Below are 17,399 nucleotides of genomic sequence, written 5' to 3' on the forward strand. Positions count from 1 at the left end.
ACCTAATAAGCGCCGAAGGATAGTAAACTACAGATACGAAGCCGCTTGTTTCTATGTGTATTATACAAAGCTTTTCCGGTATTTTTTTATAAATTCGGAGGGGGTCATTTCAAAAACCTTACTGAATTGATTCCTGAAATATTTGAGGTTGTTAAAGCCAGCCTGAAAAGCGGCTTCGTTAACGCGGCAATCCGTATTGATCAGTATCTCTGCCGCCTTTCTCAGACGGATGTAGCGGATAAATTCGTTAATGGACTTACCCGAGATAGATTTGACTTTTTTGTAGAGATTGGAATGGCTCATGCCAATCTCTTTGGCGAAAACCTTCGCATTAAAATCAGGATCATCCAGGTGCTTTTCCGTGAGCGCTATACATTTATTTAAGAAATCCTTGTATTCGGGAGAGATTCGCTGGTTATCGGACTGTAAGGTAATTTCATTATAGAAGTATTTTTGTAAACTGCTCCTGCTTTTCAGAATATTGAATACCCTGGCAGTAAACAATTCTGCATCAAAAGGTTTGGTTATATAATCATCTGCTCCACATTCGATCCCTTTCAACTTGATCTCGGAAGATGTGCTGGACGTTAACAAAATTACCGGTATGTGGTTGAGATAAGCGTCCGCTTTGATCTTCGTGCAGAGTTCTACACCATTTAACACCGGCATGGTTACATCACTGATAATGATATCAGGAACATATTTTTGCGCCAATTTAAACCCTATATCCCCGTTAGGGGCTTCATGGATCGTGAAAGATGCCTTAAAAAGCTTCATAATATATTTCCGAAGTTCATCATTATCATCGATGACCAGCATGACGGGCTGCTCTGAAACCAGGTGTTCTATATTGTCGTTCTCCGAGCCCCATGGCTGATCGCCGGAGGTGAGGTTGTTGCTGACAAATTCATCAGGCAAAAAGGTACTTTCAGAAAGCTCTTCATAAATAATTTGACCCGTCAGGTGTTCTTTACCCTTAGGAAGATTGATGCAAAAATCGGTTCCCTCACCCAATGTGCTTTGATAGGTCAGGTTTCCCTGATGTAACTGTACGAATTTCTTGGCCAGGTAAAGCCCTATCCCAAATCCTCTCTGAGATGAATTATTTTTATCGGGAACCTGATAGAATTTATCAAATAATTTATCCCCGATCTCCTTCGGTATGCCCTGTCCGTTATCTTTGATATGGATGTCGACGCCTGTAGCTGATTCTGTCACTCTAAAGGATATTTTTCCATGTTCTCCTGTAAATTTAAAGGCATTAGAGATCAAATTGAACAACACGATCTCCACCTTTTCCCGATCAGCATAAATCTCCGGTATACCGGCATCACATTCAAAAACAAAATCGGTACCGTTTAACTTGGCCTGGTTGGTAAAACAAAGAAAGACATCTTTGCAAACAGTAGTTATATCCAGTTTAACGAACTTTAAATTTCCTGCCTCATTATCTGTTTTTCTAAAAAGGAGCAACTGATCAACTAAGCTTAACAATCTTTTTGCATTCAGGAATACGGTGGACAGATCGTTCATATCGATGTTTTTTTCCTTTCCGTACAAGAGTTCCTTTAGCGGGTTAAGAATCAATGTCAATGGAGTTCTGAACTCGTGTGATATATTTGTAAAAAAAGATAATTTGTTTTCATTCAGCTCCCTTTCCTTCTCCGCATTCAAAGTCGTCAATTCAATTTCATAGCGGAGTCTTACCTGATTGGATTTGTATTTGTTGATATAATACAAGATAACGAGAATCAGACAGGTATATGCTGAATAAGCCCACCATGTGCGATACCACGGCGGCAATATGATAATCTTCACTGACCTTTCATTTGTATTCCAGATGCCTGCCGCATTGGTGGATTTGATTTTAAGCACGTAGGAGCCCTCCTTAAGTCGGGAATAGCTGGCGGTACGTGATTTACCAACATAGTTCCATTTGCTGTCAATGCCTTCAAGGAAATAGGCGTAGGCGATTTTGGGAGCGGCGGTATATTCTATCGCGGCATAGTTAAAGGAAATCGTGGCCTTATCATAAGGGAGCGTTATCGTAGAGACGCTATATAAATCATCAGCTTTATTCAGCTCTTCTGCCGTCACGGGGCTATTCATAACGCGCAATCCGGTAATCCAAAGATCGGGATATGCCGCATTTGGTCTGATATCCTCGGGTTTAAAAATATTAAAGCCTTTAATGCCGCCAAAAAGCAATTCCCCTGAGCTCATTTTCAAGGAACCGTTGTAATTGAATTGGTTACTTTGTAACCCATCTTCCATATAGAATTTACTGAAATTACGGTTTTTATAGTTAAACTTTGAAAGTCCGTTATAGGTGCTCATCCACAAGTTGGAAAAATTGTCTTCCTGAATATTCAGCACACTATTGTTACTTAAGCCTTCGGTTTCCGTAAACGCAGTGAAATTGCCCCTTAAAGGGTTGAACTTGAGCAGGCCGGCATATTCGGTTCCTATCCATAGATTCCCGGCATGGTCCTCAAAAATAGACCGGATCGGGTATTCAACATTGAAGTACCGGAGCTTGCCGGTTTTCTTATCCAGACGTATCAATTGGTTGAAGGTACCAAACCAAAGGTGGCCTTCACGGTCCTCATTAATGGAAATCACATTATTCAACTCATCGTTAAAAGGTTCAAATTTTTGAGTTGCCCTATTGAGCTTGTAAGTCAATCCGCGCCAGAAACAGGTGCCTGCCCAGATGTTATTTTCAGCATCCTTATATAATTTCCAGACACTGTTATCCGTATTCGAGCTGTTAACGCAGGAATAATGATCAAACCCTCCGGTTTGATCATTATATTTATTGATTCCGCCACCAAATGTCGCAACCCAGATTACATTGTCATTGTCTTTGACGATACTTGTGATGTTATTGTTGCTTATAGAATGGTCGTTTTTAGGATCATGTACAAAAGTCCGGTAGGTATCCGAAGCCCGGTTCCAAACCGAGATCCCGCCTCCGTCAGTGCCTATCCAAAGGTCTCCATTTGAAGCCTCACAAAACGACAATACAAAATCATTGGCCAGGCTGTTTTTGTTTAAGGGATTGTGTGAAATTGTCCTGAACTCGTTTTTTTGTTCATCCATCACATTGATCCCCCCCCTTAGCGTGCCGATCCACAGCCGGTGCTGCGGATCGCTATATATCGCTTTTACGGCATTGCTGGTCAATACCGCATTCTCATGCTTTGCGTACGTATAAGAGAACTCTCCTGTTGCAAGGTTAAGTACATCCACTCCACCACCGTCAGTACCGATCAACAGGCCTCTTTTGGTGTCCATTTCCAGGCTGATAATGCGTAGCGCTGAAAGTTGCCCCGGACCGTCTCTATAAAGCCGTGTCAGGCCTGTAGCCATATTATAAGAATAGAGCCCGTCGTTTGTCCCTATCCATAGATTACCCCGGTTATCAGTGACCATGCAATTGGAGTTGCGCATATCCGTATTTACGAGCGTAATTTGGCGACTTTTATACTCATAGGTATATAAGCCTTTTCCGGGAGACACCATCCACAGCAGATTTTTAGCGGGAACGATCGAAGACACCGAGTATTTTACTACCGCGCCATTTCGTTCAAATATCGGAACCTGGTTCGTGACGTTGTTCTTATGATCATAGACCATCAGTCCTTCTCCGGCCATCCCCATAAAAATATCCCCATTCGGCCCAGCCTTGATGACATAGATCTCGTACTGAATTTTATTCCTGACTTTTTGCTTGTACGGATAATAATCAGGCACCGAAAAGTTGGAGGAGATATTGTCAAAAATACCGGCCCCACGCTTAGTAGCCAGCCACAGCTTACCTTTGGCATCTTCCGCCATACCGACAACCTGGTTATTGATCAATGACGCGGAATCATTCAGCTTGTTCCGGTAAACATCAAACTCATAGCCGTTGTAGCGGTTAAGACCATCATCCGTGCCAAACCACATAAAGCCAAATTTGTCTTTGTAAATCGTATTAACCGAATTATTTGAAAGGCCATTCTCCAGTCCTAAATGGCTGAAAGACTGCTGACCAACGGCCAGAAATGGCCCAAACAGGAAGTAAATTAAAAAGGCAAAAATACGTCTCATCATCAGGTGAACTTAACTGATCCCAAAACAGATGCCCCATTGATCAAACAATCCGGATCGCAAGTTGCATAAAAGCAAAAGGTCTGCACTGTCCTTGCGATTATTTGAATGAGCATCCCTGAAACTACAGATCAGGTGTTTGAGATTATTGGTTATACAAAAGAAATCTTTTATTTTGACAAGGAAAGGGGTGAATTCAGTAAATTAAGAGGGTAAATTCGATAATAATATTACCTGAGGACCAACCACTACAGTCTTAAATCTGGCGTTGTGAGTTGATCATAGCATCTTCTACCCGGTAATTATTGTGAAAAGCACTTCTGTGTTTTTTCATAAATTCTGAAGGCTTCATACCGAAAAGCTTAATAAAATGCTCCCGGAAATATTTGATGTCATTGATCCCCACGTTTAAAGCTGCTTCATTTACATTACAATTGGTATTGATCAGCAACTCGGCAGCTTTCCTGATACGGATAAAGCGCACAAGACTGTTAACGGACTGCCCTGTTATCGCTTTGATTTTTTTAAACAGGCTGGAATAACTCATACCCATCTCATCGGCAATCGTTTTGACATCAAAGTCCTTGTCAATAATATAATTCTCAATGATCGAAACGCACTGATATAAAAAATCTTTATGTTTTTCCGAGATATTCCGCGTATTTCCTTTAAGCGTAATCTCGTTATAAAAATAATTCTGCAGCTCCTTTTTACTCTTTAAAATTCCGTTCACACGGGCAATCAGCAGATCCTTTTCGAAGGGCTTGCTGATAAAATCAACCGCTCCCACCTCGATCCCTTCTAATTGTAACTCCGGTGTGGAATCCCCTGTGATTAGGATAACCGGGATATGGCTTAACGAAGAATCCTGTTTGATCGTCCGGCAGAGGTCTATGCCTGTCAGCTTATCCATATTAATATCACTTATAATGATGTCAGGCAGGTAACGCTTGATCATCTCCAACCCCGTACTTCCATTCTCCGCTTCATAAATTTTATAATTCTTTCTGAAGATCTTGGCGATGTAATCGCGCAGCTGCGCATTATCGTCGATGATCAGTACCGTTTGACGGTCAGAAATAAGTAATTCCAACTGGTTACTTCCTTCATCGTCCGCTGGCTGGAGCTCGTCTATTTCCAAATCCTGGTTCAATAAGGAGGTATGCTTCTGATCCGCGTCAGAAGCCTCAAAGATTTCATCCGCTTTAAAATGCAGTTTCCCTATTTGAAATTTTAACAGGAAGCTGGTTCCCCCCTCGGGATTATTGGTGTACGCGATCTGCCCATGATGACTTTCGATAAAGGTTTTAACCAGGTAAAGGCCGATTCCAAATCCGGTTTTCAACGAACTTTTATCTTTGATCTGATAATATTTGTCAAATAATTTTTCACCGATGCCTGCCGCGATCCCACGGCCGCTATCGGACACTTGTAACATGACGACATCTTCATCCTGCCTGATGTCCACATCTATCTTTCCGTTATCCGGCGTAAATTTAATGGCATTCGATATTAAATTAAACAATACAATTTCAATCTTTTCGCGATCTCCATAAAGCTCAATATCTTCTGACGGATGGTTAAACTGGTAAGCTATGTTTTTGGTCCTGGCCTGGTGTACAAAGCATTGGTAGACATCATTACATACCAGTGTGAAATTTAATTTAACGATCTTGAGACTATTGTTTTCACTCTCGGCTTTCCTGAACATGAGCAGGTGATCCACCAGCCCAAGCAGGCGTCTAGCATTTCGATAGATGGTATTTAAGTCGTTTTTATCCTTTTGTTCGCTGTGTTGAAGCAAATCTTTGATCGGATTGATGATTAGCGTTAAAGGCGTCCTGAACTCATGTGATATATTAGTAAAAAAAGAGAGTTTCTTTTCATTGAGCTCTTTGTCGCGTTCTGCTTTTAAGTTGGTGATTTCTATTTCATATTTTAGTTTCGTCTGCCGCGTATGATAAAGCCATAACCGGTAAATAAACACGGCGATAACCAGGGAGTAAAGGGCAAACGCCCACCATGTACGGTACCAGGGCGGAAGAATGACCAGCCTGATAACTAAGGGGTTCTTACTCCAAACACCATCTGTTCCCGTCGCCCTGATCTTCAGCAGGTAGCTTCCCTCATTCAGCCGGGAATAATAGGCAGTCCGCAGATGTCCTACGACATTCCAGCTATGGTCCCATCCTTCCAGGTAATAGGCATATTGTATTTTATCGGGGAAAGAATATTCAAGCGCGCTATAGCTTATAGCGATGCTGGCCTGGTTATAGGGTATGGTAATTTGATCGAGCTTTACCAGCGGAACCCCCTTGCTTAGTTCCGGGGTACTTTCCAGAGGCTGATTGTCGACCATAAAGGAGGTAAATCTTAACTTCGGCTGATGCGATACGGAATTTATACTATCGGGGTAGAAACGGTTAAACCCTTTGATACCACCGAACAGCAATTCGCCGGTCGAAAGTTTTGCTGCAGCATTATAATTGAACTGGTTACTCTGCAGGCCGTCAGATGCATCATAATTCTGAAATTTTCGGGTCTCCGGGTTAAATTCGGAAAGACCGTTGTATGTACTGAACCAAATTCTTCCCTGATTATCTTCCAGCGAGTTTAAGAGCGAGTTACTCGGCAAACCATCATTCTCAGTATAACGGGTAAAAGTGTTTTTAGCGCGGTCAAACAGCAATAACCCACCACCCTCGGTACTTATCCAAAAGCGATGTTTTCGGTCTTCCAACATGCTTCTGATAGCAAAACCGATAGGGATAAATGTGTGCTTCTTGTGGCTAATATCGACCTTAATCAAGTGTGTGTAGTCAGCAGCCCATAAAACGCCTTGATTGTCCTGGTACAACGTATGTATATTAGTCAATTTTTCATCAAATAACTTAAAACTGTCAGCCTGTTCGTCATACTTATATAAAGCACCACCTTTGGTAATGCCCGCCCATATATTGTGCTGCCGGTCCTCATATAGCTTCCATAAATTCTTTTCAACTACTTTCTTTGCCGTGTTGTAACAGGAATAATGTTTAAACTGCCCTGTCTGTTTATTGAACAGGTCAATTCCTCCGCTGAAAGTCGCTATCCAAATATTGTCCCTGTGGTCTCTTAAAATGCTGACGATAAAATTACTGCTGATCGAGTTGGTGTTCCCGGACTGATGGGTATAATTGGTATAGAAATTTGTTTTACTATTGTAATAACTCAAACCGCCGCCATCCGTTCCTATCCATAGATTTTTCTGTTCATCTTCACAAAAGGAAATAATAAAATTATTGATCAGGCTGTTGGCGCTTAAGGGATCATGAGTAACTGTTTTAAATTTCAACCCGTCATTATCAATGATGTTGACGCCGCCCCTCAGGGTCGCTATCCATTTCCGCAATTCTCCGTCCTCGTAAATATCAAAAATAGCCCCACTGCCTATTGCTCCGCTGGATTCGCTAGGTAAAAGATAGGTTATCTTTCTGTCGCCCTTATGAACAATGTTGATCCCGCCCCCATTGGTCGCGATCCATAAGTCACCATTTTTAGCAATAGTGATCTTTGTAATATTTTCGCTGGACAGGCTATATGCTGATTTGTTTAAGATTTGTTTATCGGTATTGAAAATATAAAGACCGTTTTCTGTACCGATACAGATGTTTTTATTCTCGTCAAGGGCCAAACAGCTTCCCCGCTGGAGTTGGTTATTGATTACTTTAATCTGTTTAGTTTCCGGCTCATACACACACAAGCCCGTATCTTTGATAAACAGCCAGATTTTTCCGGATTTGTCTGCAGCGAGGCCCTGTACGGTATAATTTGTGATCCCCCCTTCAAGAGCGATTTGTTCACATGCTTTTTGACTGTCTGAATAACGGAGTAAACCATTATCATTTGTGGCGACATAGACGATCCCGGATTTTCCTATGACAAGATTGTTAATGTCTGAAGTGATTTTCTGCCTGGCCCGTTTATGCCAGGGAATATAATCTATAGATGAAAAAAGAGCATTGCCATAGTTCAGCCTGCTAAGTCCCTTTTGCGTCCCTATCCATAAATTATTCTCATCACCTGCGAGTGCGATGATATAATTATTAATCAGCGATTGCTTATTTCCCCAAATATTACGGTAAATTTTAAAATTATAGCCATCGTAGCGGTTAAGACCATCATAGGTCCCTATCCACATAAAGCCATAAGGGTCACGGAATATACAGTTCACTGCGTTGTTGGACAGGCCCTGATCAATGCCAATTTTTCTTACCGGTGCCTTTTGAGCATGAACCTGAAAAGTAAAAAAAAGACAAAGTAAAACAAGAAAAGGAAACCTGTTAATTAAATACATATCCGGCTTAAAATTGGTATAGGAGAAGAGCGTTTATAATGGATTCAAAAGTACAACTTAATTTTTTCTTTGCATAGCGACAAATGTTTTGTCCGTTTACCGGGGGCATAATACATAGCTCGTCCTGCAGGTTAGCTTGATGCTTACGGCATCGGAGGTATTCGTTAAACATAAACAATAGCTGTTTCAATTTGAAAAGGTTTAAGGCAACAGGGGCGCGGGGATACCCAGCGAAAATAAAGTTAAATTTAAATAACACTAAGGGGGGCGAACAATAAGTAAAGGGGGTGATATCCGTCATATCTTTAGCTGTTGGGGATCAAGTCCTGTTTATGTTGCTGTCATTTGCGTGAGTGAATGGTGATTTGCTGATATTGATAGCCTATTTTTCCATTCATATCGCCGCCTTCAACCCTTATGGTATAGGTAGTGGGCCTGTCCGCGGCAAAAAATGATACGGTACATGTACCGTTGTTGTCTGTCACAATATTTGGTTCCCAGTGAATAGTAGACCTCAAATCTGAATTATCGGGCTGCCTGTCTTTAAACAGATAACGCGGCCTATAGAACTGTTTGTATTCTTCAAGCTGAACCGGCTTATAAATGGAAATACCTTCAGATCTGTTAATGACAGGTCCCCTGCCGGTCCGCGTAGTAATTTCAAGGTAAGCAAAGTCGGACCCGGCCGAATCAGTTCCCTTTGTCGTAAACTGCGTTTGTCGTGTGCGATATTGCGCGTTATATAATTGGTTTTTGTTATATATAACCTCAATTCCCACGATATCTTCAGCCGATATGTTTTCAAGAAATTGTTTTTGAAATTCGTAATGTTCATTGGGCTGTCCACCGATCGGCTCGTATAATCCTTCCAGGTCGACGCCATCAAAAATAAACCTGATCGGGTTGTCCCTGATAAAATATTCGAGATCGGTGCTTTTGCCGCCCCGGTGAAAACCCTCGTGGAAATGTCCTACCATTTTTTGCATCACACTTAACAGGGAGGTCCGCCCGGCGTTCACAAATACATCTTCAGTTAAAGTTTGGTCCGTGCTTTCAGGATCATTCAGATTATGAGAGTTTTTAATGGTTCGCGTACTTTTAACTACCACAGTCTGCAACATCGTGCCGGTTGTCCCGTTTATCTTGTGGTTAAGGGTTCCCCGGTAGTTTTCGTCAGACTTGATAAAATTGACGAAAATGCTGTCAGTATTTACATTCCAGGCATCTCCAAAAAAAGGGTCTGAGTACGGTATTGGTTGCTGGCTCTTTTCATCAACATTCAGTCCCCCGTTGATTACCCTTCCATGTGCATTTCTTGCCGAAATCAGGAAAGGGCCGTCATAAACTGGTGGAAATTTATCAAACACGAACCTGCCTTCCTCGTTTGTAAGCGTATCCTTTACCAATACCCGCTTTCCCATGGACACGAGCATTACATTTCCGCTCTTGATCGGTTTATTAAACGCATTCTTAACCTGGCCTCTGACGGTAAATTCAGGTTCGGGGTAAAACTCCGTCTTGACCGGCTCTCCTATCTTCCGGAGGTCATAACCGATCCAGCCTTGAGTTAAAAGCAAAGCGTCCAGAGCTCGCCACGATTGCTCGTTTTGTTCCAGGTAATAGGCCGGATTTTCGACATATCCTTTCAGGTCAGACGTCAGCAATAAGCGGGAACAAATATTATCAGCTAACGCACTATGAACAACCTGTGCATCATCGGTCACGGCCAGCGAAAAACTGCCGACAACGGGTCTTCCCTGTTTGTCCCTGACACTTATGTGTACAGGTATACTGTCCCTGACCGACAAATTACCGATATCCGTCTTCAAATCAATATGCAAATTGTCCTGATGATTGATATAGGTTATCCGTTCATTAGTCGCCTGCCCGACAGCATTCAAAGCAATAAAATGAGCCAGGCCGTCCGGAAACAGTTTTTTGGCAATCTTGATATTGCAAAAATTATCCTCCAGTTTAAAAGATGCGGCATAGCAAACCGCTCCCCGGGCTTGTCCGATAAGATGATATTGTTGTCCATTACTATTTTCAGAGGTATTGTAAACGGAAATGGTAAGACTGTCTTTTTCCATGGCATTCACGATACGCAGAACGGTTCCTGATTTAAGGGGTACGGGCAGAGGTACTACCTTTTTCAATCCCCCGTCGAAAGTGATTTCAGCGTGATAATTCTTACCAGATTCAGGCAGCATTTCAAAAACCCCCATCCCATTATGTAAAGAATTGATTGCCGTTATTTCATTCTGCGCGTCATCAAAGATTTTACCTGTAACAGCAACTCCCCGACCATCTTCGCCTATCGCCTTAAATCCCATAAGCGAAGGTATTCCGCTAACCAATGATCCGCCTTCCGGCATAAACTGTATATCAATATCTTGGGGCCTGTTCACTCTTATAGGGATTACCAGTGATCGGGTTTTGTCCTGGATGTCCTGTAAGCCGATGCTGAGATGCATCAAAGGAGCCTGGGCGGGAATATTGAAATCAATCCGCGCATTTCCTTCAATGTCCGTTTGAATTTTATTACGCGACAGCACCTTTGTGCCGTTTATCACACGCAACTGAAGGTCACGGAGTCCGGATGGCACCTCATTCAGGGTAGTAAATTTGAGGTTCATATCTATTTTATCCTTCCCATTTAATTGTGTCAGCGCTGCTTTTGATGATATCAGCCATCTGTTCTGCATCTGGTTACTGATATGAAAGTGCCGTGTGAACAGATAGTCGTTCCCAAAATTTCGCATCCAGTTGGTATAAGCTCTAATGGTATAATTCCCATCATGAACATATTCCGCATTCAGGGGGATGTTTCCCCAGGACAGGCCGACAACCGCCGGAAAAGCAAAGTGTCTGATCACCGCATTGCTGTCATTTAACAGCTCGACGTATAATCTGCTGCTTAAAAGGGAAAAACCGAGCGCTTGATTCATCAGATACGCTTTAAACCAAATGGTGTCACCTGCCGCATAATAAGATTTATCAAATTGCAGGTAAGCTTTTTCAACCGGCATACTGCGATTATAATTATCTAAACCGGTTAAGACCTTGTCGAAGGCGGCCGATGGCTGATTTTGGGCATAGCCGGCGCAACAGATCATACTGAAGAAGATGGAAACAAGTATCCCTTTTAATTTTGACATAGTAACAAAAAGTATTTATGGTATTTACCTGTTAATGTTCTTGAAAATGCAGGTTTATCGACCATTGATGGTGCTATCTGTGTTGCTCTTGTTTCCATAATGGTTGAAGCAAAGAAACCACTAAAAAAAAGCAACTATGAGGGTGAATGCTGTAAATATGCAGGTACAAAATGGTATTCATATTTTTAAAGCCGGATTGCTTGATTGTTGTCCTGCTTAGTGAATCTGTTTGTTAAAGCTGCCGATTTATGGGACTGTTGGATTTGCCTATATTTAATTTCGAGTGGCCCTTGCATATGTGTCCAGGAAAATTAACGACATGGCCGTGATACAATTATGCCAATTACGGATTATACCCCCAAAATTGAACAGATTGACCCTCTGATCTTTTATTTTCTTATCCTAATTTCGCCCTTGAGAATTCGGACCTTGGGCGCGGTTCTCTTAACCGATTATAGTTGATTGCGTACGGCCTGATCATTATCAATGGCAGTGCATCGACAACCGATTTAATTATTATAATTTCCGTTAGTGAACACCACTAACCGGCCCATTTAAAATCACAACCATGAAAGTTCTTAGAGTACTGCTCTTTTTTTCCCTTTGTTTACCAGCGGCTTATGCTCAGCGAAATAGTGGTATTGCCACTACCCCACCAATGGGATGGAACAGCTATAATTGTTTTGGATCTGCGGTACATGAAAATGAAGTAAAGGAAAATGCTGACTACGTAGCCGCAAATCTTAAGCAATACGGTTGGCAGTATATTGTCGTCGATTTTCTATGGTCATTCGATAATCCCCCCGGAAGCAGGGTTGGCAATCCCTTTCAAACCAAAAACGCGGATGGCAGTTTCTCTCCATGGTTAACCATGGACAAATGGGGGCGATTAATCCCACAACCGAACAAGTTCCCTTCAGCTACGGGAGAAAACGGCTTCAAACCCCTGGCTAAGTACGTTCATTCTCTAGGTCTGAAATTCGGTATCCATGTAATGAGAGGCATTCCGCGTCAGGCTGTGGCAACCAAATCACCTGTATTGGGCACAAAAGGAATCACCGCTGATATGATAGCCAATGTCGAGTCACAATGCACATGGTTAAACCATATGTACGGACTGGACATGAGTAAGCCGGGAGCACAGGAATACCTGAACTCCCTGTTAAAGCTATATGCGTCCTGGGGCGTAGATTTTATCAAAGTAGATGATATATCACGGCCTTATCATACGGCGGAAATAGAAGGCTATAAAAAAGCCATCAAGGATTGCGGCAGGCAGATTGTCCTGAGCCTGTCACCGGGTGAAACACCCATTCAGAAGAAAGATCATGTGGCTGAATACGCCAATATGTGGCGCATGGCTGATGACTTTTGGGACAACTGGGATCAACTGGAAAAAATGTATGACTATGCGGGCCAATGGCAAGGCACAGGCGGACCAGGGCATTGGCCCGATTGCGACATGATCCAGATAGGCAAGCTCTCTAAGCGGGGGCCGGTAGGAAATGAGCGTTTCAGCCGTTTTTCTGTAGATGAACAATATAGCCATATGAGTTTTTGGTGCATTTACCGTTCGCCTTTGATGCTTGGGGGCAACCTTCCCGAAAACCGGCCGCTGGAATTAAAATTGTTTTCCAATCCGGAAGTTTTAGCAACAAATCAACAGGGAAGAGATCCAAAGCAATTATATAAAAAGGACGGCGCGATGGTTTGGTATTCCAGGGTAAACGGCAGTAAAGACATTTATGTAGGCTTATTCAATATAGGTGAAGATAAGCAGCAAATCGCCGTTAACCTGCAAGAGCTGGGTTTTAGCGGCGATTGCCAGGTTCGGAATCTATGGACACAAAGCAACCTGGGTACATTTAAAGGTCAGTTCGCCGACGATATTAATAAACATGGTGCGGGACTGTACCGTGTTACATCCGGAAAATAGCACATGCTCAGCGGGCATTACCTCGCGTAGCATACCTCAATTTATTGAACACGCACCCGGCAGCAAACAAACAGATAAATTAAACAACGATAAATGTCCGAAAAGATTTTAGTTACCGGTGGAACAGGCTACATCGGTGCCCATACTGTTGTTGAACTTCAGCACAGCGGTTATAATGTGATCATTGCAGATAACCTGTCTAATTCAAATGTGCGAATCCTGGACCAAATTGCGGCGATAACAGGAATAAAGCCGGAGTTCGTAAGTATTGACCTTAAAAATGAGACAGATGTCTTCACCTTGATTCATACCCAGCCCAAAATATCAGGAATTATCCATTTTGCGGCATCTAAGGCTGTCGCAGAATCTGTAAGGGACCCGTTGCAATATTATGACAATAATATCTGCTCCCTTGTAAACCTTTTAAAGTCAATTTGTCAAAGGAAGATAGACTTTGTCTTTTCATCCTCCTGTACGGTTTATGGCGAACCGGACGTGCTGCCTGTCAGCGAGAATGCACCCGTTAAGCCGGCAGAATCCCCATACGGCAATACCAAACAGATAGGCGAAGAAATATTGAGGGATGTCACTTTAGCGGGTAAGCATCTTTTGGTCACGGCACTGCGTTATTTTAATCCTGTGGGCGCTCACGAATCTGCTTTAATCGGTGAATTGCCAAGGGGCACCCCTCAAAACCTGGTACCGTTGATTACCCAAACCGCAATTGGCAAAAGGGAAAGCCTGACCGTTTATGGCGATGATTTTGACACGCCGGATGGCACATGTATCAGGGACTTTATCCATGTGGTCGATCTCGCAAAGGCGCATGTTGCCGCCATTAAAAGAATGGAATCAGGCCAGATGGATGCTGATTATGAGATATTCAATATCGGTACAGGCAAAGGAATTTCGGTGATGGAACTGATTCATACATTCGAATCGGTAACGGGTACAAAGCTAAATTATACCATTGGGAAACGCCGCGATGGCGACATTGTAAAAATATGGGGAGACGTTTCCAAAGCGGAAACAAAATTAAATTGGAAAGCAGAACGCGACCTGAAAGAAATGATGGGATCAGCGTGGGCATGGGAAAAATATATCCACACGCATCCACTATAATCTTTAAAGGTTGTCAGAACGGGTTATTATCTCCGTCATACACGGCAACGGGCAAAAGGCTATCCCAGTATCCGGAGGCCTTAAAAAAATAGAAAGAATATAAATAAGATGAATATAAACTGCGTTTATGGCTTTAGAAATTATTATTATTCTGGTTACAAGTTGCTTGATATGCCTGATGGCGGTAAAGGTTTTTCCCAAAGAATAAACAAATCTTAATAGAACGAGCCCTTGGCATCTTTCTCGGAAATCGCCCAATTTGTCCCCCTTAATAGGTGAATTCGGGCCACCTATGATTAAAATTGAATTTCCAATTTAGCAGCGCAAAACGGAACTTCATGAGGCAGGGGGTTTTAATATGCAGTTTTTGTTTAGTTTATATAGTGGCAATGCCAGGAGAGATCCTGGCACTGTACTATGACCGATAAAGGTTGCCAGCCGCTTCGTTTCATCAAATGAAATGATATAACAGGGCAATAAGAAGCTACAATTACATTCACAGGAAAGCGTATCAGTAATACCACGCTGCATATTAATATCCATTATCCCAAATATCATGATGAAAAAAACACTCCTATTTATGCTTTTTGTCTGCTGTGCAGCGCTTTTGGCTGAGGCACAGGTTACTATTAATCCGGGGTTATCGTGGAAGGACGATTCCGGGAATGTCATTCAGGCTCATGGCGGAGGCATAGTAAAGGCAGGAAAAACTTTCTACTGGTATGGCGAAGACAGATCTGATAACAAAAGTTCGCAGAAGATCAATTGTTATTCTTCTACTGATCTAAAAAATTGGACTTTTCGTAAGGTTGTTTTATCCTCATCAACACCAGGCATGGCGGAGGCTAACCTGGAAAGGCCCAAGGTACTCTATAATGATAAAACAAAAAAGTACGTACTATGGGTACACAAGGAGAACACCCATGACTACGGGGAAGCAAAAGCACTTGTCGCTGTTTCCGATAAACCGGATGGTGATTTCACTTTTATTAAGGAGTTCAGGCCATTTGGCAACATGTCCAGGGATTGTAATCTGTTCAAAGATGAAGACGGAACAGCTTATTTTGTTTCCACCGCAAGAGAGAATACCGACATGATCTGCTACCGGTTGAGTCCTGACTATCTGGATGCAGTTGAGCAGCGCAAAATACTGGACGGCGGCAGACGGGAAGCCCCTGTCATCTTTAAAAGAAACGGCTTATATTATCTCTGCACGTCAGCAGCAACCGGTTGGGCCCCTAACTATAACTCTGTGCAAACGGCTAAAAATATTTTTGGGCCATACGGGCCTCAGCAACCGCTCTACAGCAACACGACAGGGAATAGTTATGATAGCCAGACCGCATTTGTCCTGGATGTCAATGGCACGCTGGTGATGGTCGCAGACAGGTGGAAAGGCTGGGATTTAAAAGATTCCCGGTATATGTGGCTGCCGATGAATTTTGACAGTAAAGGAGGGCTAATGCCAATTGAATGGGCTGATTCCTGGACAATTGATCCGATAACCGGCAATGCTAAGGCACCGGCGAGACTTAAACCCGCTTCCAATAATATTGCTTTAAACAAAACCGCCGAGGCAAGCGTAGCCAACACCGTGAACGGAAATGAAGCCCGCTGTGCTTTTGATGGCAATCCTGCTACCAAGTGGTGCGCCGATAACGGCAACTGGCCGCATTGGCTGATGGTAGACCTCGGGCAAATTTACAAGATATCGTCTTCTGAGATAACCTGGGAAAGAAATAATGGTACCGCTTATCAATATATCATTGAATCTTCATTAGATAAAAATTCCTGGACTACAGTAATAGATAAATCCAGAAACACCAATGGAGATCAAACACAGGTGGATAATTCGATTGCTGGGGGCCGTTATTTCAGGGTACGCGCCATTGGTCATATAGATGTCAAAGGCGGATATTCTTGGGCAAGCCTTTTCGAATGGAAACTGATCAGCGATGGCATAAACGTGGCTTTGCACAAAACAGCTACCGCGGACAGCCAGCAGGCCGGAACCTATGCTGTCAAGGCAAATGACGGTGAGTTCGAATCTGCCTGGTATACGGGTGGTGGTAAATTGGGCAACAGCTGGGCGGTGGACCTGGGGAAACCATACAATTTGACGGGATGCCGAATCATGTGGCAGGACCCCGGATTTTATTATCAATATAAAATCGACGTATCTTCAGATAAAAACACATGGACAACAATGATCGATAAAACAGACACCAATGTGATATGGACGCCTGTCCATAAATTCAATGCCAGCAATGCAAGATATCTTCGCATAACAGTAAATGGCCTGGATGACGGATGTTGGCTCGGAATCCGTGAGGTGGAGGTGTTTGACACGAAACCGTTGCCGCTTCATACAGGTACCATTAGGATCAGCGGCAGGAAATAAACTGCCTCAAACATTCTGCGAAGAGCTTTCGCCGGCCATCTTAAAAGTATAAGGGAATAATTTTATTGTAAAGTTGTTCGACCCATGGCACCATTTATTTAAAACGCAGGATTGCACAACCCACCCACCCCGTCCTGCCTAATTAGCTATTAACTGACAGTGATCTAATCTGTTAGTAATAGGTATCTAACGATATATTTATAATATAATTATTATCTTTTAAATTAAATTACAAAACCCCACAACCAACAAGGATAGCACAAATGTTAATGCTAAATAATTACAACATCAATAGCTAAAAATTATCAAAGGCAGGTTTTACCACCCTGCAAGCGCGATTTAACTGCCTAT

General features: G+C 42.6%; 6 protein-coding genes. 3 read left to right on the forward strand and 3 right to left on the reverse strand.

Features of this window, described 5'->3' with window-relative positions; genetic code table 11:
• Window positions 1-60: 60 nt before the first annotated feature.
• The 3 genes from MTO98_RS25625 to MTO98_RS25635 all read right to left on the reverse strand — a co-directional run bounded on the left by MTO98_RS25625 (window position 61) and on the right by MTO98_RS25635 (window position 11,589).
• Window positions 61-4,098: a hybrid sensor histidine kinase/response regulator transcription factor gene (locus MTO98_RS25625; RefSeq protein ID WP_243481826.1), complete on the reverse strand. Its 4,038-nt coding sequence runs from the start codon at window positions 4,096-4,098 to the stop codon at window positions 61-63.
• A gap of 253 nt (window positions 4,099-4,351) precedes the next feature.
• Window positions 4,352-8,431 carry a hybrid sensor histidine kinase/response regulator transcription factor gene (locus tag MTO98_RS25630; protein ID WP_243481827.1) on the reverse strand — a complete coding sequence of 1,360 codons (4,080 nt, stop codon included), beginning with the start codon at window positions 8,429-8,431 and terminating at the stop codon, window positions 4,352-4,354.
• A gap of 341 nt (window positions 8,432-8,772) precedes the next feature.
• Entirely contained in the window at window positions 8,773-11,589 is a 2,817-nt protein-coding gene (locus MTO98_RS25635) for a hypothetical protein (protein ID WP_243481828.1), read from the reverse strand.
• Window positions 11,590-12,157: 568 nt separating this feature from the next.
• Here MTO98_RS25635 and MTO98_RS25640 point away from each other — a divergent pair.
• The 3 genes from MTO98_RS25640 (at window position 12,158) to MTO98_RS25650 (ending at window position 17,048) form a co-directional block, all read left to right on the forward strand.
• The gene (locus MTO98_RS25640; RefSeq protein WP_243481829.1) at window positions 12,158-13,525 is read left to right on the forward strand and encodes a glycoside hydrolase family 27 protein; all 1,368 of its coding nucleotides are present in this window, start codon (window positions 12,158-12,160) and stop codon (window positions 13,523-13,525) included.
• A gap of 93 nt (window positions 13,526-13,618) precedes the next feature.
• Window positions 13,619-14,647: a UDP-glucose 4-epimerase GalE gene (gene galE / locus MTO98_RS25645; RefSeq protein WP_243481830.1), complete on the forward strand. Its 1,029-nt coding sequence runs from the start codon at window positions 13,619-13,621 to the stop codon at window positions 14,645-14,647.
• 556 nt (window positions 14,648-15,203) lie between these two features.
• Window positions 15,204-17,048, forward strand: a complete 1,845-nt coding sequence (locus MTO98_RS25650) for a discoidin domain-containing protein (RefSeq protein ID WP_243481831.1) — start codon at window positions 15,204-15,206, stop codon at window positions 17,046-17,048.
• The last annotated feature ends 351 nt before the right edge of the window (window positions 17,049-17,399 follow it).

The organism is Mucilaginibacter sp. SMC90, assembly GCF_022811725.1.
Lineage (GTDB): Bacteria > Bacteroidota > Bacteroidia > Sphingobacteriales > Sphingobacteriaceae > Mucilaginibacter.

Coding starts and splice junctions, on each gene's coding strand:
- MTO98_RS25625 (WP_243481826.1), bottom strand. CDS start 4,098: ATGATGAGACGTATTTTTGCCTTTTTAATTTACTTCCTGTTTGGGCCA.
- MTO98_RS25630 (WP_243481827.1), bottom strand. CDS start 8,431: ATGTATTTAATTAACAGGTTTCCTTTTCTTGTTTTACTTTGTCTTTTT.
- MTO98_RS25635 (WP_243481828.1), bottom strand. CDS start 11,589: ATGTCAAAATTAAAAGGGATACTTGTTTCCATCTTCTTCAGTATGATC.
- MTO98_RS25640 (WP_243481829.1), top strand. CDS start 12,158: ATGAAAGTTCTTAGAGTACTGCTCTTTTTTTCCCTTTGTTTACCAGCG.
- galE (WP_243481830.1), top strand. CDS start 13,619: ATGTCCGAAAAGATTTTAGTTACCGGTGGAACAGGCTACATCGGTGCC.
- MTO98_RS25650 (WP_243481831.1), top strand. CDS start 15,204: ATGATGAAAAAAACACTCCTATTTATGCTTTTTGTCTGCTGTGCAGCG.